The following is a 15661-nucleotide window of genomic DNA, read 5'->3' on the forward strand; positions in this document are numbered from 1 at the left end:
ATCTAATCGGTGTGACATATACTATCGTATATACGATCTGGAGGTGTGAGATGCTTCAACTAAACGGGATTCCGAACAAAGTGCTGTTCAACAATCGGACCGGAGACACAGTCCGTATCTTTCTCAACATTTCCGTCATCAACAGCGCGCGAAATACCCGTACGCTGGATCGCACCTCCTGTTGGCTTTTGAAGCTTGCGCGCGTTTGAGGCTGGGGAGCGAGGAAGGCTGCGAGCTATCCAGCAGGTACTCATGCCCGGCCTATTTCCCTACCGTGTCGTGGACAGATCGTAGCTTTAATGCAAAGGCCCGATCTCACATAACCACCCACCTCGGATTGGAAACAGCCGGGCCCGTTCTCCTTCTCCAGCCGTTACGCCCGCTTTTTACATATCGTATTGGAGTGTCCAAATCCTAACCCACCAATGACTGACTACTAACTCACCGATCGATAAAATCCATCATCTGATTCGCACTCTTTTGTAAAGAAATGGCGTGCTCCCCCACTATGATCATTTGCTCTAGAATCGGCTTCAAACTTTTACCGAATTCTGTTAATGAATATTCAACCTTCGGCGGTATGGTATGAAATACCGTACGTTGTACAACGCCACTTCCTTCCAGTTCCCGCAGCTGTATAGTAAGCACATGCCTAGATACACCAGGTATTCGCCGCTGGAGTTCACCAAAACGCCAGGTTTGCTGAAGGAGTTCATAGATGATCTTGGGCTTCCACTTTCCGCTTACCATCTGAAGGCCCGCTTCTACCGGACATCCAAAAGTTCCGTCTTGATAAGGCATATTTACCTCCGCATGGTCAGGTTTTTATGACTATGTCATCATTATGTGCGTACTTACAATTTCGTGTAGATTCGAATAAACTTCAAGTAATTCAAACAGAAAGAGGGATTCCATGACAACACCAATTCGAAGCAATTCAGTTAGAAATCCAGAAGATATGAATACCGCTTTTGCCGATGCCTTCAACTCCGGCGAGATCAACAACCTGCTTTCGCTTTACGAACCTGACAGCATCCTTATTAATCTAAGCGGCAGCAAAGATAAAGGAATCGCAAGTATTCAAAAAACTCTTGAGGAACTACTACAACTACGCGGCAACATGGTGTCCAAAAACATTTACTGCATTCCTTTTGAGAATATCGCTTTGTTGCGTGCCCATTTCATCCTTGAAGCGGTAAGTCCGGATGGTAAGCCGATACATCTGGAAGGTCATACTTCCGAAGTTATCAGACAACAATCCGACGGAAGCTGGCTGTACATCGTGGATCACCCATTTGGTGCCGATTTGCTAGATAGAGTAAGCGCCATATAAAAACATGTTCTTATTTGTGATACGGTTCATCCATCATCATCCTATTATTTATGAATTAAATCAATATCTACCTCTAAACCGCTGAATCGCATCCTCGGTCACTGGCTGGAAGAGGTTAATCAGGTTGCCATCGGGATCGCGGAACAGCATAGAACGGTTCCCCCATGGCATCGTGGTCGGTTCCTTTACCCAATCAGCGACAAATGGCTTCAAGCGCACATATTCGGCTTCGACATCGTCCACGAGGAACTCAATAATGACAGTGCGATTGCTGGCCCCCACTGCGGAACCGGCGCCGAATAGCTGCGTCGTCTGGGTGTGGCCGATTGCAAGGGTGCATGATGGCAGAACGAGTTCGGCAAATACGGGCGCGGGTCGCTCCGCCGAAACCCCCATGACTTTCTCATAAAACTGGACAAGACGATCCACGTCGTCAGTAATGATGCGTACCGAAGCGAAATTCATAATATATCATCCTTCCTAATATCTATCTCTTTTATATCTACATGTGCAATTATAAAAGAACACTGCTGACAGCGTTATGTCAGCAGTGTTTTGAGCCGGCTATCAATCTATGAACAGGCTTGAAAGTTTGGTAGACTTTTCATATAGAGAATCTCTGCCTTAAGGGCTAAATTTTCATATATCCATTCCAATAAACAGGAGGGATCGCTTTGCAGCTCTCAGATTCAACTTATTCCGCAATTAAGGCTCTATGTGAACAAGGCGATGATTTAGTGAAGATAGATGAGTTTGATGCCGCCAAGCAAAATTATATTGCCGCCCTCCGATTGTTGCCTGAACCTCATCAAGAATGGGAGGCCGCTACCTGGATCTATGTAGCTATTGGGGATGTCCACTTTGCTTTGAAGAATTACGATAAGGCCTTCAAGTGCTTTTCTAATGCCGTACAGTGTCCGAAGGGGCTCGGTAATCCGTACATTCATCTTCGGCTGGGGCAGTTATATTACGAACAGGGATACTTGGAAAAGGCAGCTGACGAGTTAGCTCGGGCTTACATGGCCGCTGGTATTGAGATTTTTATGGAAGACGACCCCAAGTATCTTGAGTTTTTGGAGACAAACATAGAGATTTGAAAATTCAGGTTACGTTCCTTAGCGGATGCCTTCTTCCGATGTTCTAAATCAGTCAGTATTAAGATTATTGGAGAAGCGATTCTTTTAGAAAATTCTGGAATCTGATTGGAGGACGCCCGATTAGGTTTTCCAAAGTGGGATCGATTTGCGAGAAATCCCCCTGTCGGCTTGCTTGAAAGATCCCCGTAAGCAAGTTGATGATCGCTTCCGGCACTCCATGAGCCGTCAAGCGTGTCCGATATTCTTCATCGGACACAACAATATGTCGAATCGGCCGATCCAATACCTTGGAAGCCATCGATGCGACCCCTTCCATGTCTATTGCCTCGGAGGCCGTAAGAGGAGGGGTAATCCCACCTAGCTTCCCTTCTGTCATGATCACCGCTGTAACTGCAGCCAGGTCCGAGTGAGTCGTCCAGGCAATCGGGCCGCTTTGCGGGGCTATTAATTCCCCTGTCTTCAAAGCGTCGCTGATCATCAATAACGCTGAAGTGGCAAAAAAACCGCATCGTAGCGACGTGAACGCCATCCCTGAAGATTTCAGAATCTCTTCTGTAGCCGCATTGGTGAGCATGGGGGGAAAATGTGATGCCGCAGATGAACCCATATGGCTCGTGTACAGCACTCGGCCCACCCCAGCCTTCTTGGCCATATCAATGGCGGTTTGATGCTGGCGAACAGCCTCTTCTATCTCCAAAGCGTTGGAAGAGACAATGAGAACTTGCGACGCTTGTTCAAAGGCATGAAGGAGACTTTCGGAATCGTCGAAATTTCCTTGTCGAACACGAACTCCGCGTTCCTTTAGATCCTGTGCCTTGCTCACATCCCGAACACTTACGCCAATTTCCTCTGCAGGAACACGCCCAAGAAGTTCCTCAACGATCTTCCTACCCAAATTCCCGTTGGCTCCGGTAACAACTATCATTTCTGCATGCATCCTTTCGTTTACTTCTCGTAGAATGGGTTTCTTGCCATACGATTTAGTTTGTGAAATCATAACCGTATACGTAGAAGATAAAAGGATTGCGCTCTGCTAACAACCTGCAAAAAGCTGTTTTTGTTGTGTTACCTACATATTCATCCTTTTGTCCGTTTATTAAGTTCAAGGGAAGGAGAGACCCCATGTCAGTCAATCCTGATGATCCACGTGTAATAAGAACCCGTCAACAGCTCGTGCAGGCGTTTAACGAGTTGGTTGGGGAGAAGAGGAACTTTTATTCCATTTCTGTACATGATATCGCAGCACAGGCAGCTGTAAATCGAACAACATTCTATGCGCATTTCCAGGATAAATATGATTTTCTTGAATACTGGAAAACAGAGAAATTTCAAGTTTTTGTGAATGGCAGACTGCCAGATGACGCAAGCCTCAATGCGGACAATTTGCGAATCCTTATCCAAACGATCTTTGATTTTCTGCTGCAGGCCAGACAGTACAGTACGCCCGGAGACAAGCAGTTTGAAGCCATATTTGAGAATGCCATTCATAAGGAGCTTCATCGGCTCCTACTTAAATGGTTACTTGAGGCGAATATGCAGGGCTATTCTCGTGATAAAGTGGAGACTAAGGCACTCGTTGTAAGTTGGGGTGTATTTGGGTCGGCTTTGCAGTGGAGTCGGAACCCTCAAAGCCGCTCGGTGGAATGGATGGTTGAAGAAATCATGGAGGTGATTTGGGCTGATCCTCAAACACCCAAGTTCCTGGATTTCCTGTAAGATGATCATATGAAAAAAATACTATCTTTCATGGATTGGGGTATATTCGCTCTTCGTCTATACCATTATATTTTGCTGTTGTCCCAGGCCCTGGCGGCAAGTGGGTTCTCGAACCGGACGTTATTTAACGTGATCTGGCTGAGCATTGCCCTTGTCGTCCCTTTGCTGTTCTGGTTCCCCGGGCGCCGGACGAACAAAGTCTGGTTCTGCATACTGGAGCTATTACTTGGCGGTTCTTATTATGTCTATTCTGTCATTCATCCAGATCTCACTTCAAAAGCGGACTATCTGCTGCCGAGCCTTACAATGGGCTACTTATTGACTAAGCAATCTCTTTGGATCGTTCCCGTAGTTGCCTCCATTCCCTTCTCCTATCAGTCTTCTCTAAGATTATCTTGGGAACAGACCCTAAGTATCGGAACAGACAATCTGCTGTTCTGCTTCATCGGCATGTGGGCAAGCTTCGTCGCCCGTGCGTATGATCAGAAGAATAAGCTGGTTATTGAAGTGGAGCAGCAAAATAGGCTGTTAACACACTACACGGCCGAGATCGAGAAGATGACTTTGCTTGAAGAGCGTAACCGCATGTCCAAGGAGCTTCATGATACACTGGGGCACTCCTTTATCTCACTCATTATGAGCCTTGATGCTTCTATCGCCCTGATGGATAGCAAGCCTGCCGAAGCCAAAGATCGGTTAATTCGCTTAAGAACATTGGCTGAGGAAAATTTGGACGAAATGAGGAACATCGTACATGAAATGGGGGAAGAAGAGGAATCGAGCCTGATCCGGCAGATTGAATCCCTTGCGGACCGTTTCCGGGAGCACACGGGTGCGGCCCTAACTTTGAGTCTGCCGGAGACAGAGCGGTCCATCCATTTTGAAGTACGGCAAGCGATTCTTCGGGTCATCCAAGAATCCTTCACGAACGCACTAAAACACGGAAAAGCATCTCAGCTGCATCTGGATCTTAGATTTTCTGAGGGCAATCTGCAATTGTCTGTTCGAAATAACGGCCAACCGATCGACAAGCTTAATTATGGCTTCGGCTTGACCACGATGACACATCGGGTTGAGCGGTTGGGAGGCAGCCTCCACCTATCATCTGGAGAAGGAACTCCAGCGATAACTGAAGTCCGATGCGAAATCCCGCTGAAAGGAGTGATACTGCATGAAGAAAATTAAAGTGCTGCTTGCTGATGATCAAGAGTTAATTCTCGAGAGCCTACATATCGTGTTGTCCATGGAAGAGGATCTGGAAATTGTTGCTCTATCCAAGAACGGGGAAGAAGCAGTGAAGGACTGCGAACAGTTTATGCCGGATATTGTGTTGATGGATATTAATATGCCCGTCATGGACGGCGTCGCCGCAACGGCCCTAATTAAAGAGCGAATACCTGCAACCAAAATCATCATGCTGACCTCCTATAAGGAAGTAGAATATGTGTTAGCGGCGCTAAGCAATGGAGCTGAGGGTTATCTGCTCAAAGCCATCCATCCCAGGGACCTTGCTGCAGGTATACGAGTGGTTCAAGCGGGTGGGACTTTAATCTCGCAGGAAATGGCGAGTAAATTGATTAAGAACATGAACCATGCCACCCCTGCGAAAAATAATGAATTCGGGCTCACCGCCCGTGAAATAGAAGTGCTGCATAAGCTGGCTGCTGGCCTGCGTAATCAAGACATTGCCGAGGCGTTATATCTTAGTGAAGGGACCGTTAAAAATTACATCTCAATGATCTATTCGAAGCTTAATGTGAAGGGGAGGCGGGAGGCCTCCCGTAAAGCTCGGGATTCAGGAATTATGGATCATTAGCCATATAAATTATGACTAAAGCGCACTGTCTCTTTATGACTTTTGCATCCTATACTCAGAGCATCAAATAACAAAGGATGGGGATGTAAGACATGAAGAATCACAGGAAATTAAGTGCTCAGGGTTCATTTTGGCGCTTTCCAATCGTCTGGATGATTGTGGGGGCTATTGGCATTGTTCTCATAAATATAATATTCCAGCAACTGACAGAGCAAGGAGGGCTCGTTTCTCTTGTTTTCACCCTGGTGATGGGATTTCTGGCTCTCTTGGTGTATAAGCTCACGCTGACCTACCTGGCCCGGCGGCCCACACCAGAGATATCAAGAAAGCGCGCAGGGATTGAAAGCGTCCTAGGGATGCTAATCGGGACCCTCTTTATCGCAGGGTCCGCTTTTATGATTATGGCCCTGGGAGGTTACTCCTTTCAGTGGGCAAGTTCTGCGGATACGAGCTCCGTTCTAATAGCCTCTATTGGATCAGCTTTAGGAGGAGCCATTGTCGAGGAACTGATCTTTCGCGGACTTATGCTTCAAGCCATTGATCAATTGGGGGGAAGACCGCTTGCACTCGCAGTAACCTCTCTATTCTTTGGAATTGCCCATCTTGGAAATCCAGGGGCGACGTTATGGAGCGGGTTCGCCATAGCCCTCGAGGCAGGTGTTCTGCTTGGAGCCGCCTTCTTGTGGCGGCGGAACTTGTGGTTCGCCATGGGGCTGCACTTTGCTTGGAATGCCATCGAGGGCCTGCTTGGCATTCCTGTCTCTGGACACCCTGCTACCGGTCTATTTACTGTAAAAGTGCACGGTGCCGCACTTCTCACAGGGGGCAATTTTGGACTTGAGGGCTCTATTGTTCCAGTTGTAGTTAGTGTTCTAATCTCCATTGCTATGCTGGCTGGGGCTGCCAGGAATCGAAGAATTGAGGCTCGGAATCTTCCTGTATCAAAGTAATCGGCAACTGATCCTCTTGATTGGCGATTTTCGAGTTTAGCGGAGAATTCGGCCTACTTATGATACGGTTCACCGAGCTGTCTGTAACGACAAGTTTTTTGTTCACCTCATTAGCGACAAGCCGGCCCAACACAGGCCGGCTTGTTCTTTTATTTCGTCAAGATGTTCATCAGAAGGTCAACTTCCTGCGCCCAATCCATTCCTAGTGCCTTAGCATCTTGAAGCATAAGACCATTAACGACTGAAAGAAATAATAACAATGGCTTGTAGGGATCTCCCTCAGCAAATTGTCCTTCTAGCTGCCCTCGGACAAATATCGGGATCATCTGCTCAATGGTATCCTGTGGAGAATACCGCTCGATTGCTGCTCTTGCTTTGCTCGGAACACCTTCTGACGTTAACGCCTGCTGAACGATCAGGAAATATTGCTTGTGGTTCTCATCCAACAACCGAATCATGAACGCTCTTAACTGATCAAGAGGCGAACCTGGTAACGTTCCGATATCCCTGATGGCGTTCTGGGACTCCTCGATTGCCTCCTCCACGAGAAGAGCGAAGATCTCGTCTTTGGATTCAAAATAACGGTAAGATAATCCTTGACTGATGCCGGCCTCCTCCGCGATCATGCTCATCTTCGTGCCGGCCAGACCCTTTTCCGCAAATAGTTTAAGCGCCGCCCGTTTGATCTGATCTTTGCGCTCATCGTGTAATTGTTCGGCCTGCATTCTTCCTACTCTTGGCATAGGTTATCCTTCTTCCTTCGTTGTCGTCGACCCGTGTGTTAAGCCTGCGAAATACGGATTTGCTCCTCGCTTACTTCCCATAACATCTTCGCCGCTTGCTTATCGCTCGCTTGAACCGACGGCGTTCCCAGTTGCTTGTCGGCGTAGTATCGTCCGCTTTCCAGATGTTCTTTGCCGGTATCCGCCAGCCACACAAGCGTCTCCGCACCCTTCGCAGGCGCTTGGGCAAATCTCTTCATAACGGCCATGGTCATCCGGGCAAGCCATCCATTGTCCTGGTTGAAATTCGTGGCTATGAATCCCGGGTCAAAGCAATACGCAGCAACATTAGTTCCTTGGAGCCGCTTTGCCAGTTCGGCAGTGAACAGTATGTTCGCCAGCTTCGTCTCACCGTAACGGAAGTTAGGGCCGCCTCTCATCTTCCCCCAGAATCCAAAACAACGCTTACCGTTCAAATCGTCGAACCCGATGCCCTTCCTCGCCATCTTATGGCCATGGGACGAAGTCGTAATAACACGGGCATAATCACTCACCCTCAGTTTATCAAGGAGCAGTGTCGTTAACAAAAATGGCGCGAGATAGTTGACCGCCCAAGTCATCTCTAGTCCGTCCTCCGTCAGCTTGTGATCAACGAACATAGCCCCGGCATTATTGATAAGTATGTCAATCCTCGGCCACTTCGCCACTATCTCGTTCGCCGCGCGGCGGATGGAACGCTGGGAGGACATATCGGCGATGAATACGTCCACTGTGATCGAATTGCCGGAGGACTCCCGCAGCCTAGCCGCAACATCATTCGCTTTGGCTTCATTGCGTGCAACAATTCCTAAATTCGTCCCTCTTGCGGCTAACTCTTGCGCAGCCGCCAACCCGATTCCGCTCGTGGCGCCTGTAATCACAGCATATTTGCCACTTACGTTATGACCGCCCGCTTGATGAATTCCGTTCATTTGGAACACTCCCCTTTTAATTGAATGATTCATTCATTTAAAAGCAGTATATGAACGGGTGATTTATTTGTGAACGTGGTTGCTAAAAAATTACTTATAATCTATCCAACATTCTTCATCCAAAAGCTCTACAACTAACGCCTTCTCACGACGTTTTGACAAGCTCCAAGATGCCGCAAAAGACGATCGTAAATAGTCGGTCAATGAGGTTGATCTAGGCAAACCGTGGAACTATTTCGGAGTCCATTCACGCTGAATACCAGCATCACTACTCGTCGTTGCTTGTGATGGCTAATCTTTCAGCGCATATCAAAAGGACCAAGCGTGACAAACACATCGCTTGATCCTTTTATGAAATAATTCAATTTACTGCATCGTACTGAGCAGCGTCTTGATCTCGGGGTCAAGGTTCAGCATGTTTAGAACGACCTGAAGCGCCTCTGCCCGAGTTGACTTGCTCTTCGGATCGAAGTGTACCTTATCCTTCCCTTCGATAATCCCAGCTTCTGCCGCGGATTGAATGGCATCCTTGGCATAAGAGCTGCCCACATCCATAAAGTTGCCCTTCGAACTATCCCTTTTGGCATGATCCATATTGACCATACGAGCAATGATCACAATGATCTCCTCACGAGAAATCGGCTTATCCGGCTGGAAGCTACCATCTCCGTAACCGCTAATTACGCCTGCGGCCGCAAATTGCTTGATTGCCTGGCTAGCCCAGTGGTTTCCAATATCACGCAGGTTCACCTGCTTAACCTCGCTTACATCGAAAATACGGGACAAAACCGTTACAAATTCTGCACGTGTAATCGATTCATTCGGTTTCACTGTTTTATCCTCGTAGCCTTGAATGATATTCAGGCGAACCAACGTATCAATGGTCTTCTCCGCCCAATGCCCTTTGCTATCAGTCACTACCAAAGCGGATGGATTACTCTTAGCTTCCTGTACATGAACTGCAATCTTCCGTACAACATCGGCTGCTTCCTTGACTACCTCACTCTTGAAAACTCCCTGCTGATTAGCATGTTCGGTCGTGACCGGATCTGTGACTCCTTTATCTGGCGCCCCTTCACCAGGTGCTGCTGGTGCCGATACAACAGGACCTCCACCCGAGTTACTGCTGCCTGAGGAGTTGTCGCCCCCGCCAGCAGATGTAGGGGCAGCGTCTACCGTTACCGGTATATCAACATACTGGCCGCCATAGACGGCTTTGACCGAGGTAGAACCCGCCGATTTCCCTGTAACCACACCATGTACAACAGATGCAATTTCTTCATCCTCAGATGACCATGATACCTTCGATGTAACGTCAGTTGTCGATTGGTTATTGTAATGAGCCGTAATTACAGGAGTTGCAGAAGCACCTGCTACTATGGCAACTGTCGTAGGATTCGCTGTTAGCATCGTCACAGAAGGTTCCTTCACAACGGAAAGGGTATATACTGCGGATTCTCCGTTTTCCGACACAATGGTCAGGGACGTCCCTTCCGGGAAGGGCATCGGAACCAAACGACCAGAGGTTATGGTCGTCATATTGTTGTCACGCGCTTCCACACCGGTATGCGTAAAGGTAAGCACTCCTTCAGTAGCAGAGTAACTGCTTGGAACGGTGATGGTGACTTTTTTTGCAGCCTCATCAATCACACCGGCATACCCATCCACAGCTAGAGTAAGCAGCTTGTTAGCTGAGGCTTCCGCTGGCCACTCCAGTACGGTTACAACAAAGTCCTTGGTTAGCTGAACCGAACCCCTCTGGATCGTAGCCGTAAGGGTTACCACCCTGTTACCTTGGCCAAATGCCGGGCGGCTGATCACTCCCGTGTCTGTCATTCGTTCCGGGGTGTCGGTAAGCCAGCTTACTGTCGTTCCTAATATACCATTCGTTGGAAGGCCCACGTTATGAGTTACGGCCTGGGCCGAATCGTTCAAGGCGTAGCTTAGTTTAAGAGCCTCTGCGGCCTCAGCTACAGCCTCGGCATCGCTCTGATTCAAGCGGAGGACCTTTAGCGTGAATGTCTTGGTGTCTGTAGCATTCCCTTTTACCACGGTAGCTGTCAGCTTAACCGTCACATCTCCAGTTGAATAGGAAGGTCTGACGACCTGACCGGCCGCATCCATGGTTTGCGGCTTGTCCGATTCCCAAGTCATCGTCGTACCGTTATCGCCCATGGCCGGAAGTGTAACGTCTTGGGTCACATGATCCTCATCTTCCAGATTGGCATATCCAATCTCAAGATGTTGTAAAGCATTCGCGACGGCTTCCTCATCCGTCATCGTTATCGCTTTGGATACTAATGTGAAATCGGTGAGTCCCCGTGGCTTTAACAAGAATGTTGTACCATCAATGGAACTTACACCGCTAATGTTCACTGTGTCACCCGCAGCGTAAGATTGCTCGAACACGGTTCTAGTCAACCCCGTACGTGCATCAACCCGAACCCTTGTCTGTGCATGGTTGGCATCTACTTCGTCGAAATCAAAAGAGCCGTCAGGTGAAACGCTTGTTATATTCTGTATCTTGACCTGATCGAATTGCACAAGCTGACCTTGGTTATTGGAATCGATACCCGCCACCACACTTGGGGTCGGTAGTACGCCTGTGCCTGTCTTTTGAATATAGTTAATTGAAGTTAGCTCAAGCTGCCCATTATTCGTAGCCAGGTCACCACTAACCAACACCTTATCGCCCAGATTAAATCCCGCTGTGTTCTGTGAGATATACATACCACCCGTGTTGTCCTGCAGGTAGAAGGATTGTCCGCCAAAAATCCCCGGACTCGTCGTCACGACCCCTTCTATACTGACTGTGGTACGCTCCGGTTTGCTTCTAGCCTCAGCAATCAGACTAGTCTCCGGAATGTTCGGCGGTAAAGGCTGCGGCGTTGCCGTAGCACTTGCTGGCACCGTTTTAGTAGTCATTGAGGTAATGCCCGTCCGTACCCGAACATTAGCCGATGCCGGCGTTCCCTTTATTTTAACCCATACGTCTTTTTCAGCATGTCCTTTTGCATTGGCAGCTAAGGTGAAATTCCCGCTGTAAGCTGGCGTAATAGGATAAGTAACTCCACCGTCCATACTAATCATCCCTAGTTGTGCGCCACCCGATGGATTATAAAGGCCGAGGTTGACGTTAGTTAGGCTTGCGAAAGGTGCCAAATTATCAACGACAATCCGAATCTGGAACGCCTGCTCATTGGATGGGAGCGGGTTCTGTGAGATAAATGAATAGGTTGGATTCGTAACCGCTGTTATTGCTCCATAAGAGCCTGCCTTAAACGTAGTGGAATCGTACCATTTGTAGCCTGACACGGGCTGCGCCCAAGGTTCTGCTTGGGGTTCTACCGAGCTCGCTGGATCTTCCATCGGCAGAAGCGCTGTTGGCTGATCTAATTCAAGGGATGGATATTGGTCCAAACTTGTTATCATACTTTCTTTAGTCGTTAACCAATCCATGACTTGGGTGAGATATGCCGCATCCTGTTCTTCTTTAAAGCCATCATAAGTCGTTTTGACCGCACCGTTCTCTTCCTTTAAATATTTTGGAGTTGCGTCCTCAACAGGAGAAGAGTCTCCGAGAAAAGCGGCTTTACCTGCACCTACCTTAGCGATCGCGGAGAATGGCCCTTCGGCGACTCCCCCTCCATTATAGACACCCTGATCTACTGCGCTTGCCCATTTATTATTGGTCAGTGGTACATAGACAAGGCCCTTGGCTTTCGTTGGATCAAGAATAGCCAATGTTGAACCTGCATGCATCGCTACATTCGTGACACCCGCCGTAATGCCAAACGACTGATCCGGCGGAACAATAATATCTCCGGTTGTAATGTCCCCCAGAGCATTATAACGGAAGCGCACGCCAAAGTTTTGAGCCAGCCAATCTGAGCTTTCTACACCCTGCATCGCCGAAGATGCCGCCTCTTCCGCTGTCATTCCTTTCGCCGGATTATCCCACGCGCCGCGTCGATAACCGTTCATAACTTCCGAAGCATCCCAGCGGTTCTTATTCCGGTCTGCATTATAATGATCAGCAATAAAGAATATACTACCGCCGTTCTGCACGTACTGAAGCATGGCGTCCTGCTCGGAGGTTTTATAAGGAATGTTGGCCTCGCCAATAACAAAAGCATCATACTGCTCAAGGTCACTAAGCGTAATGGGTGTTGCTTTGCGTAATTCTTTAACATAATATCCTTTGTTAGCCAAAGCATTGCCAAAGTCAGAGAATCCCCCATCGATGACCCAATCCGCATCGCCAGCCGTCTGGCCGTGGGTATTGTCGAATAATACCTTTTTACCGTTCGGAACACCTACCGGATTCACAACCGGTGCCGGGTCCGCTGAACCCTCCGCATATATGACTGGAATCCCGACTGAAAAACCGGCTAAAACGGGCAGCGCGATCGTGGTGGCTAGCAATATACTAAGTAGCCGATTCTTCAAATTAAACACTATTAACCCCCTAATTTAGTCCATAATTCTTTGATAAATATTTCTAATTGAATAGTAGAAAACAAGTCGAAATTTGTCGATAATTTCCTTTGCATAGTAAATCAGCATTTAATTAGTAACTAACTTGAGAGATTTACACGCTCCGAGGCCAAACAGAACGTCGTCACACGGCATCCCGGGAGGACAGCACGGATACATCAAAAAGATTGCCCCCCACCTGGTCGACAACACGCTGTATATCTCGGGACGCAGACGCTGGAGAATTTGAATGCCGTGTTACAAGTGTTCGGAGCGAAGAAGCATAATTAGGCTTACGTGGAGCTGTATCTGACGAATGCGCAGGGGCACGGGGAAACCGCGATCGGACTGTTCAAAAAGTATGTCTATGAGCATCGGCCGGCGGGGAACAAATTGGGGTGACTTACCTGGCATTTCCGGAACAGCGAGTAGAGATTCGGACTGTGGCGCATGTAGGCTAAGAACAAGAGAGGAGCTTCGCTTAAAGCGGAGCTCCTCTTTTCGAATATCCGATTGTTCTTCCCGAAACGTCTAAGCCTGTGTCGCATGCTAGAGCGCAGACAGCTGCTTGATCAATCCTTCCAGCTCGTCGACCAATCCTTTTGCAAGTTCGAAATCCGTATCTTTCAAAGCCGATTCGATTTGCATTTCGACTGACTTTTTCTTTTGTTCAGTTTCTAAGTAGTCTTTATCGAAATGACTGGCATAGATCATCTGTCTGAATTTTCGCATACTCATTTTTCGAATGGTCTTATTGTCAACGATCAGCACATAATCCATCCCGTTAACGACGGAATAGAAATCGTGCGAAACCATAACGATCGCACCTTTATAGTCGATGATGGCCTTTTCTAGCGCGATCTGTGTATAGATGTCTAAATGGCTCGTCGGTTCGTCAAGCAGCAGCAGGTTGGCTTGACTGGCCGCGACTTTTGCCAATTGCAGCATGTTTTTTTCTCCGCCGGACAACGATTCTATTTTTTGCTCCAGGATCTCTCCTTCGAAGCCGTAGTTCACCAGATACGCTCTGACCTCGTCATAAGTTTTGAATCCGGCGTCGATGAATTCATGCAGGATCGTATTCGAATCTTGCAGCGTTTCGCCTTGAAGCTGAGATAAGTAAGCCACTTTCGCATCCCTATGCACTTCGATCGACTCATGATTGTTTCGGAAGATGTCCCGCAGCAAAGTCGTTTTCCCAGTGCCGTTCGGACCGATGATAGCGACTTTATCCATGGATTTGATCTCGAAGTTTACGTTTTGGAGCAGCAGCTCGTCGAAGGCCACGCTATAATTATCGACTTTTACGACAACAGCGTCTTCCATTTCATGCTCAATCCCGAAGCTGATATCCGGCTGCTTGATCTCGACGAACGGCGCTTTGATTCTGCGCGCTTCCAGTCTTTCTTGGAACTTCACTCTGGCTTTTAACGCTCGGCCTCTGGATGCTTCTGAATTATAAGTCGCGATCGTTCTGAGGTTGTCGATGATGTGATCGTATCGCTCGATCTCTTCTGCTTCAGCGACGGCAATCTCCTGCAGCTCGATTTTGGTCTGGAGCAGCGAGAAATGATATTCGATATAGCTTCCGTCAAACTCTTGAATTTCCGTATTTTCCAGGTGAATGATTTTGTTGAAGCAATGGTTTAGAAGATAGCGATTGTGCGTCACAACCAACAGCATGCCTTTGTGGGAGTTGATCAATTTTTTGAGCGCGTTTAGATTTTCGAAGTCCAAAAATACATCGGGCTCGTCCATGATCATCAAGTCCGGATTGGTCAGCATTTCCTTCATGACTTGAATGAGTTTGAATTCCCCGCCGCTTAAGGAGGTTACGCTAACGTCTTTTAACTTTGCGAGATTGGCCAGATTCAGCTTCTTATGAATGCGGCTCTCGAAATCGTCCCCGCCCATCGATTCCAACGCGTCCAGAGCGAGTTGATATTTCTCCATCAGCGAATCCATATCCGATGTCGTCGCCATTTCGGCATAAATCCCGCCCAGCTTCTCTTGGATCTTGGTAAATTCCTCACTAATATATTCAAAAACGGTCATTTCTTTCGCCGGATCCACCTGCGAGAACTGACTGACGTACCCGATTCGGCAGTTCGGATCGATCTCCAGCTTGCCGTCGAACAAATGCTTTTCCGGGTCCATCAGAATCTCGATCAGGGTGCTTTTCCCGCTGCCGCTTGTTCCGATAAAGGCGCAGTGCTGCCCTTCTTCGAGTGTAAACGAAATGTCGGTATACAGTTCTTTTTGTGGGAACGAGAAGGATAAGTGTTCAACTTTGATCATTTGTGTTACCTTTCTTGGTAGCTGAAATGGGGTTTATTAGAGGTACTGCAGAACATGAATACGGAGTCTGCCGCACCTCAGATTAACACTGATTACAGCCAAATTCAATGCCTAGACCAAGACCCGTTTACGAGGATATTCGCTCAGCGCATGCGCTCCAAAAGTTTTCCAAATATCATCGACCGAAAAATCAAAAGGCAGCCGACCATTTAGGTCGGCTGCCTTCAGCTGTCTTCATTGAGATATCGTTTCACGTTAGCCTAAATGAATTATCGAACAATC

14 protein-coding genes are annotated in these 15661 nt (G+C 47.9%); 7 read left to right on the forward strand and 7 right to left on the reverse strand.

What is annotated here, in order from left to right:
- Nucleotides 1-50: 50 nt before the first annotated feature.
- A complete protein-coding gene (locus EJP77_RS20620; protein WP_185897256.1) occupies nt 51-209 on the forward strand; it encodes a hypothetical protein in 159 nt (52 codons plus the stop codon).
- 232 nt (nt 210-441) lie between these two features.
- Here the strand turns inward: EJP77_RS20620 and EJP77_RS08580 are convergent, their stop codons facing one another.
- Complete coding sequence (locus EJP77_RS08580) at nt 442-801, reverse strand: winged helix-turn-helix transcriptional regulator (protein WP_127198794.1); 360 nt, start codon at nt 799-801, stop codon at nt 442-444.
- A 112-nt stretch (nt 802-913) separates the two neighbouring features.
- Between EJP77_RS08580 and EJP77_RS08585 the strand changes: the two genes are divergently transcribed.
- Entirely contained in the window at nt 914-1333 is a 420-nt protein-coding gene (locus tag EJP77_RS08585; protein WP_127198795.1) for a YybH family protein, read from the forward strand.
- A 60-nt stretch (nt 1334-1393) separates the two neighbouring features.
- On the opposite strand, the gene EJP77_RS08590 is transcribed toward EJP77_RS08585, so the two are convergent.
- Nucleotides 1394-1798, reverse strand: coding sequence for a VOC family protein (locus EJP77_RS08590; RefSeq protein WP_127198796.1), 405 nt, complete (start codon nt 1796-1798; stop codon nt 1394-1396).
- A 209-nt stretch (nt 1799-2007) separates the two neighbouring features.
- Between EJP77_RS08590 and EJP77_RS08595 the strand changes: the two genes are divergently transcribed.
- On the forward strand, nt 2008-2430 hold the full coding sequence (locus tag EJP77_RS08595) for a hypothetical protein (RefSeq protein ID WP_127198797.1): 423 nt from the start codon (nt 2008-2010) through the stop codon (nt 2428-2430).
- 64 nt (nt 2431-2494) lie between these two features.
- Here EJP77_RS08595 and EJP77_RS08600 read toward each other — a convergent pair whose 3' ends face one another.
- Nucleotides 2495-3355: an SDR family oxidoreductase gene (locus EJP77_RS08600; protein WP_127198798.1), complete on the reverse strand. Its 861-nt coding sequence runs from the start codon at nt 3353-3355 to the stop codon at nt 2495-2497.
- 197 nt (nt 3356-3552) lie between these two features.
- Between EJP77_RS08600 and EJP77_RS08605 the strand changes: the two genes are divergently transcribed.
- From EJP77_RS08605 to EJP77_RS08620, 4 genes are all read left to right on the forward strand, one after another.
- Nucleotides 3553-4146, forward strand: a complete 594-nt coding sequence (locus tag EJP77_RS08605) for a TetR/AcrR family transcriptional regulator (protein ID WP_127198799.1) — start codon at nt 3553-3555, stop codon at nt 4144-4146.
- 9 nt (nt 4147-4155) lie between these two features.
- On the forward strand, nt 4156-5331 hold the full coding sequence (locus EJP77_RS08610) for a sensor histidine kinase (RefSeq protein ID WP_185897258.1): 1176 nt from the start codon (nt 4156-4158) through the stop codon (nt 5329-5331).
- Nucleotides 5318-5962 (forward strand): response regulator transcription factor, encoded by a 645-nt coding sequence (locus tag EJP77_RS08615; RefSeq protein WP_127198800.1) that lies wholly within the window; start codon nt 5318-5320, stop codon nt 5960-5962. The genes EJP77_RS08610 and EJP77_RS08615 overlap by 14 nt, the downstream gene beginning before the upstream one ends.
- Before the next feature lie 92 nt (nt 5963-6054).
- Nucleotides 6055-6912: a CPBP family intramembrane glutamic endopeptidase gene (locus tag EJP77_RS08620; protein ID WP_127198801.1), complete on the forward strand. Its 858-nt coding sequence runs from the start codon at nt 6055-6057 to the stop codon at nt 6910-6912.
- 149 nt (nt 6913-7061) lie between these two features.
- Here the strand turns inward: EJP77_RS08620 and EJP77_RS08625 are convergent, their stop codons facing one another.
- The 4 genes from EJP77_RS08625 to EJP77_RS08640 all read right to left on the reverse strand — a co-directional run bounded on the left by EJP77_RS08625 (nt 7062) and on the right by EJP77_RS08640 (nt 15379).
- Nucleotides 7062-7655, reverse strand: coding sequence for a TetR/AcrR family transcriptional regulator (locus EJP77_RS08625; RefSeq protein ID WP_127198802.1), 594 nt, complete (start codon nt 7653-7655; stop codon nt 7062-7064).
- A gap of 38 nt (nt 7656-7693) precedes the next feature.
- On the reverse strand, nt 7694-8605 hold the full coding sequence (locus tag EJP77_RS08630) for an SDR family NAD(P)-dependent oxidoreductase (RefSeq protein WP_127198803.1): 912 nt from the start codon (nt 8603-8605) through the stop codon (nt 7694-7696).
- Between the two features lie 366 nt (nt 8606-8971).
- Nucleotides 8972-13063, reverse strand: coding sequence for an immunoglobulin-like domain-containing protein (locus tag EJP77_RS08635; protein WP_127198804.1), 4092 nt, complete (start codon nt 13061-13063; stop codon nt 8972-8974).
- A 567-nt stretch (nt 13064-13630) separates the two neighbouring features.
- Nucleotides 13631-15379 carry an ABC-F family ATP-binding cassette domain-containing protein gene (locus EJP77_RS08640; RefSeq protein ID WP_127198805.1) on the reverse strand — a complete coding sequence of 583 codons (1749 nt, stop codon included), beginning with the start codon at nt 15377-15379 and terminating at the stop codon, nt 13631-13633.
- Nucleotides 15380-15661 lie beyond the last annotated feature (282 nt).

Origin of the sequence: Paenibacillus zeisoli, from assembly GCF_003994465.1 — a bacterium.
GTDB classification, from domain to species: Bacteria; Bacillota; Bacilli; order Paenibacillales; family Paenibacillaceae; genus Fontibacillus; species Fontibacillus zeisoli.

Bases quoted from the DNA above. Each gene is read 5' to 3' on its own strand.
- EJP77_RS20620 (WP_185897256.1), top strand. From the start codon at position 51: ATGCTTCAACTAAACGGGATTCCGAACAAAGTGCTGTTCAACAATCGG.
- EJP77_RS08590 (WP_127198796.1), bottom strand. From the start codon at position 1,798: ATGAATTTCGCTTCGGTACGCATCATTACTGACGACGTGGATCGTCTT.
- EJP77_RS08610 (WP_185897258.1), top strand. From the start codon at position 4,156: ATGAAAAAAATACTATCTTTCATGGATTGGGGTATATTCGCTCTTCGT.
- EJP77_RS08640 (WP_127198805.1), bottom strand. From the start codon at position 15,379: ATGATCAAAGTTGAACACTTATCCTTCTCGTTCCCACAAAAAGAACTG.
- EJP77_RS08625 (WP_127198802.1), bottom strand. From the start codon at position 7,655: ATGCCAAGAGTAGGAAGAATGCAGGCCGAACAATTACACGATGAGCGC.
- EJP77_RS08585 (WP_127198795.1), top strand. From the start codon at position 914: ATGACAACACCAATTCGAAGCAATTCAGTTAGAAATCCAGAAGATATG.
- EJP77_RS08630 (WP_127198803.1), bottom strand. From the start codon at position 8,605: ATGAACGGAATTCATCAAGCGGGCGGTCATAACGTAAGTGGCAAATAT.
- EJP77_RS08580 (WP_127198794.1), bottom strand. From the start codon at position 801: ATGCCTTATCAAGACGGAACTTTTGGATGTCCGGTAGAAGCGGGCCTT.
- EJP77_RS08615 (WP_127198800.1), top strand. From the start codon at position 5,318: ATGAAGAAAATTAAAGTGCTGCTTGCTGATGATCAAGAGTTAATTCTC.
- EJP77_RS08600 (WP_127198798.1), bottom strand. From the start codon at position 3,355: ATGATAGTTGTTACCGGAGCCAACGGGAATTTGGGTAGGAAGATCGTT.
- EJP77_RS08620 (WP_127198801.1), top strand. From the start codon at position 6,055: ATGAAGAATCACAGGAAATTAAGTGCTCAGGGTTCATTTTGGCGCTTT.
- EJP77_RS08605 (WP_127198799.1), top strand. From the start codon at position 3,553: ATGTCAGTCAATCCTGATGATCCACGTGTAATAAGAACCCGTCAACAG.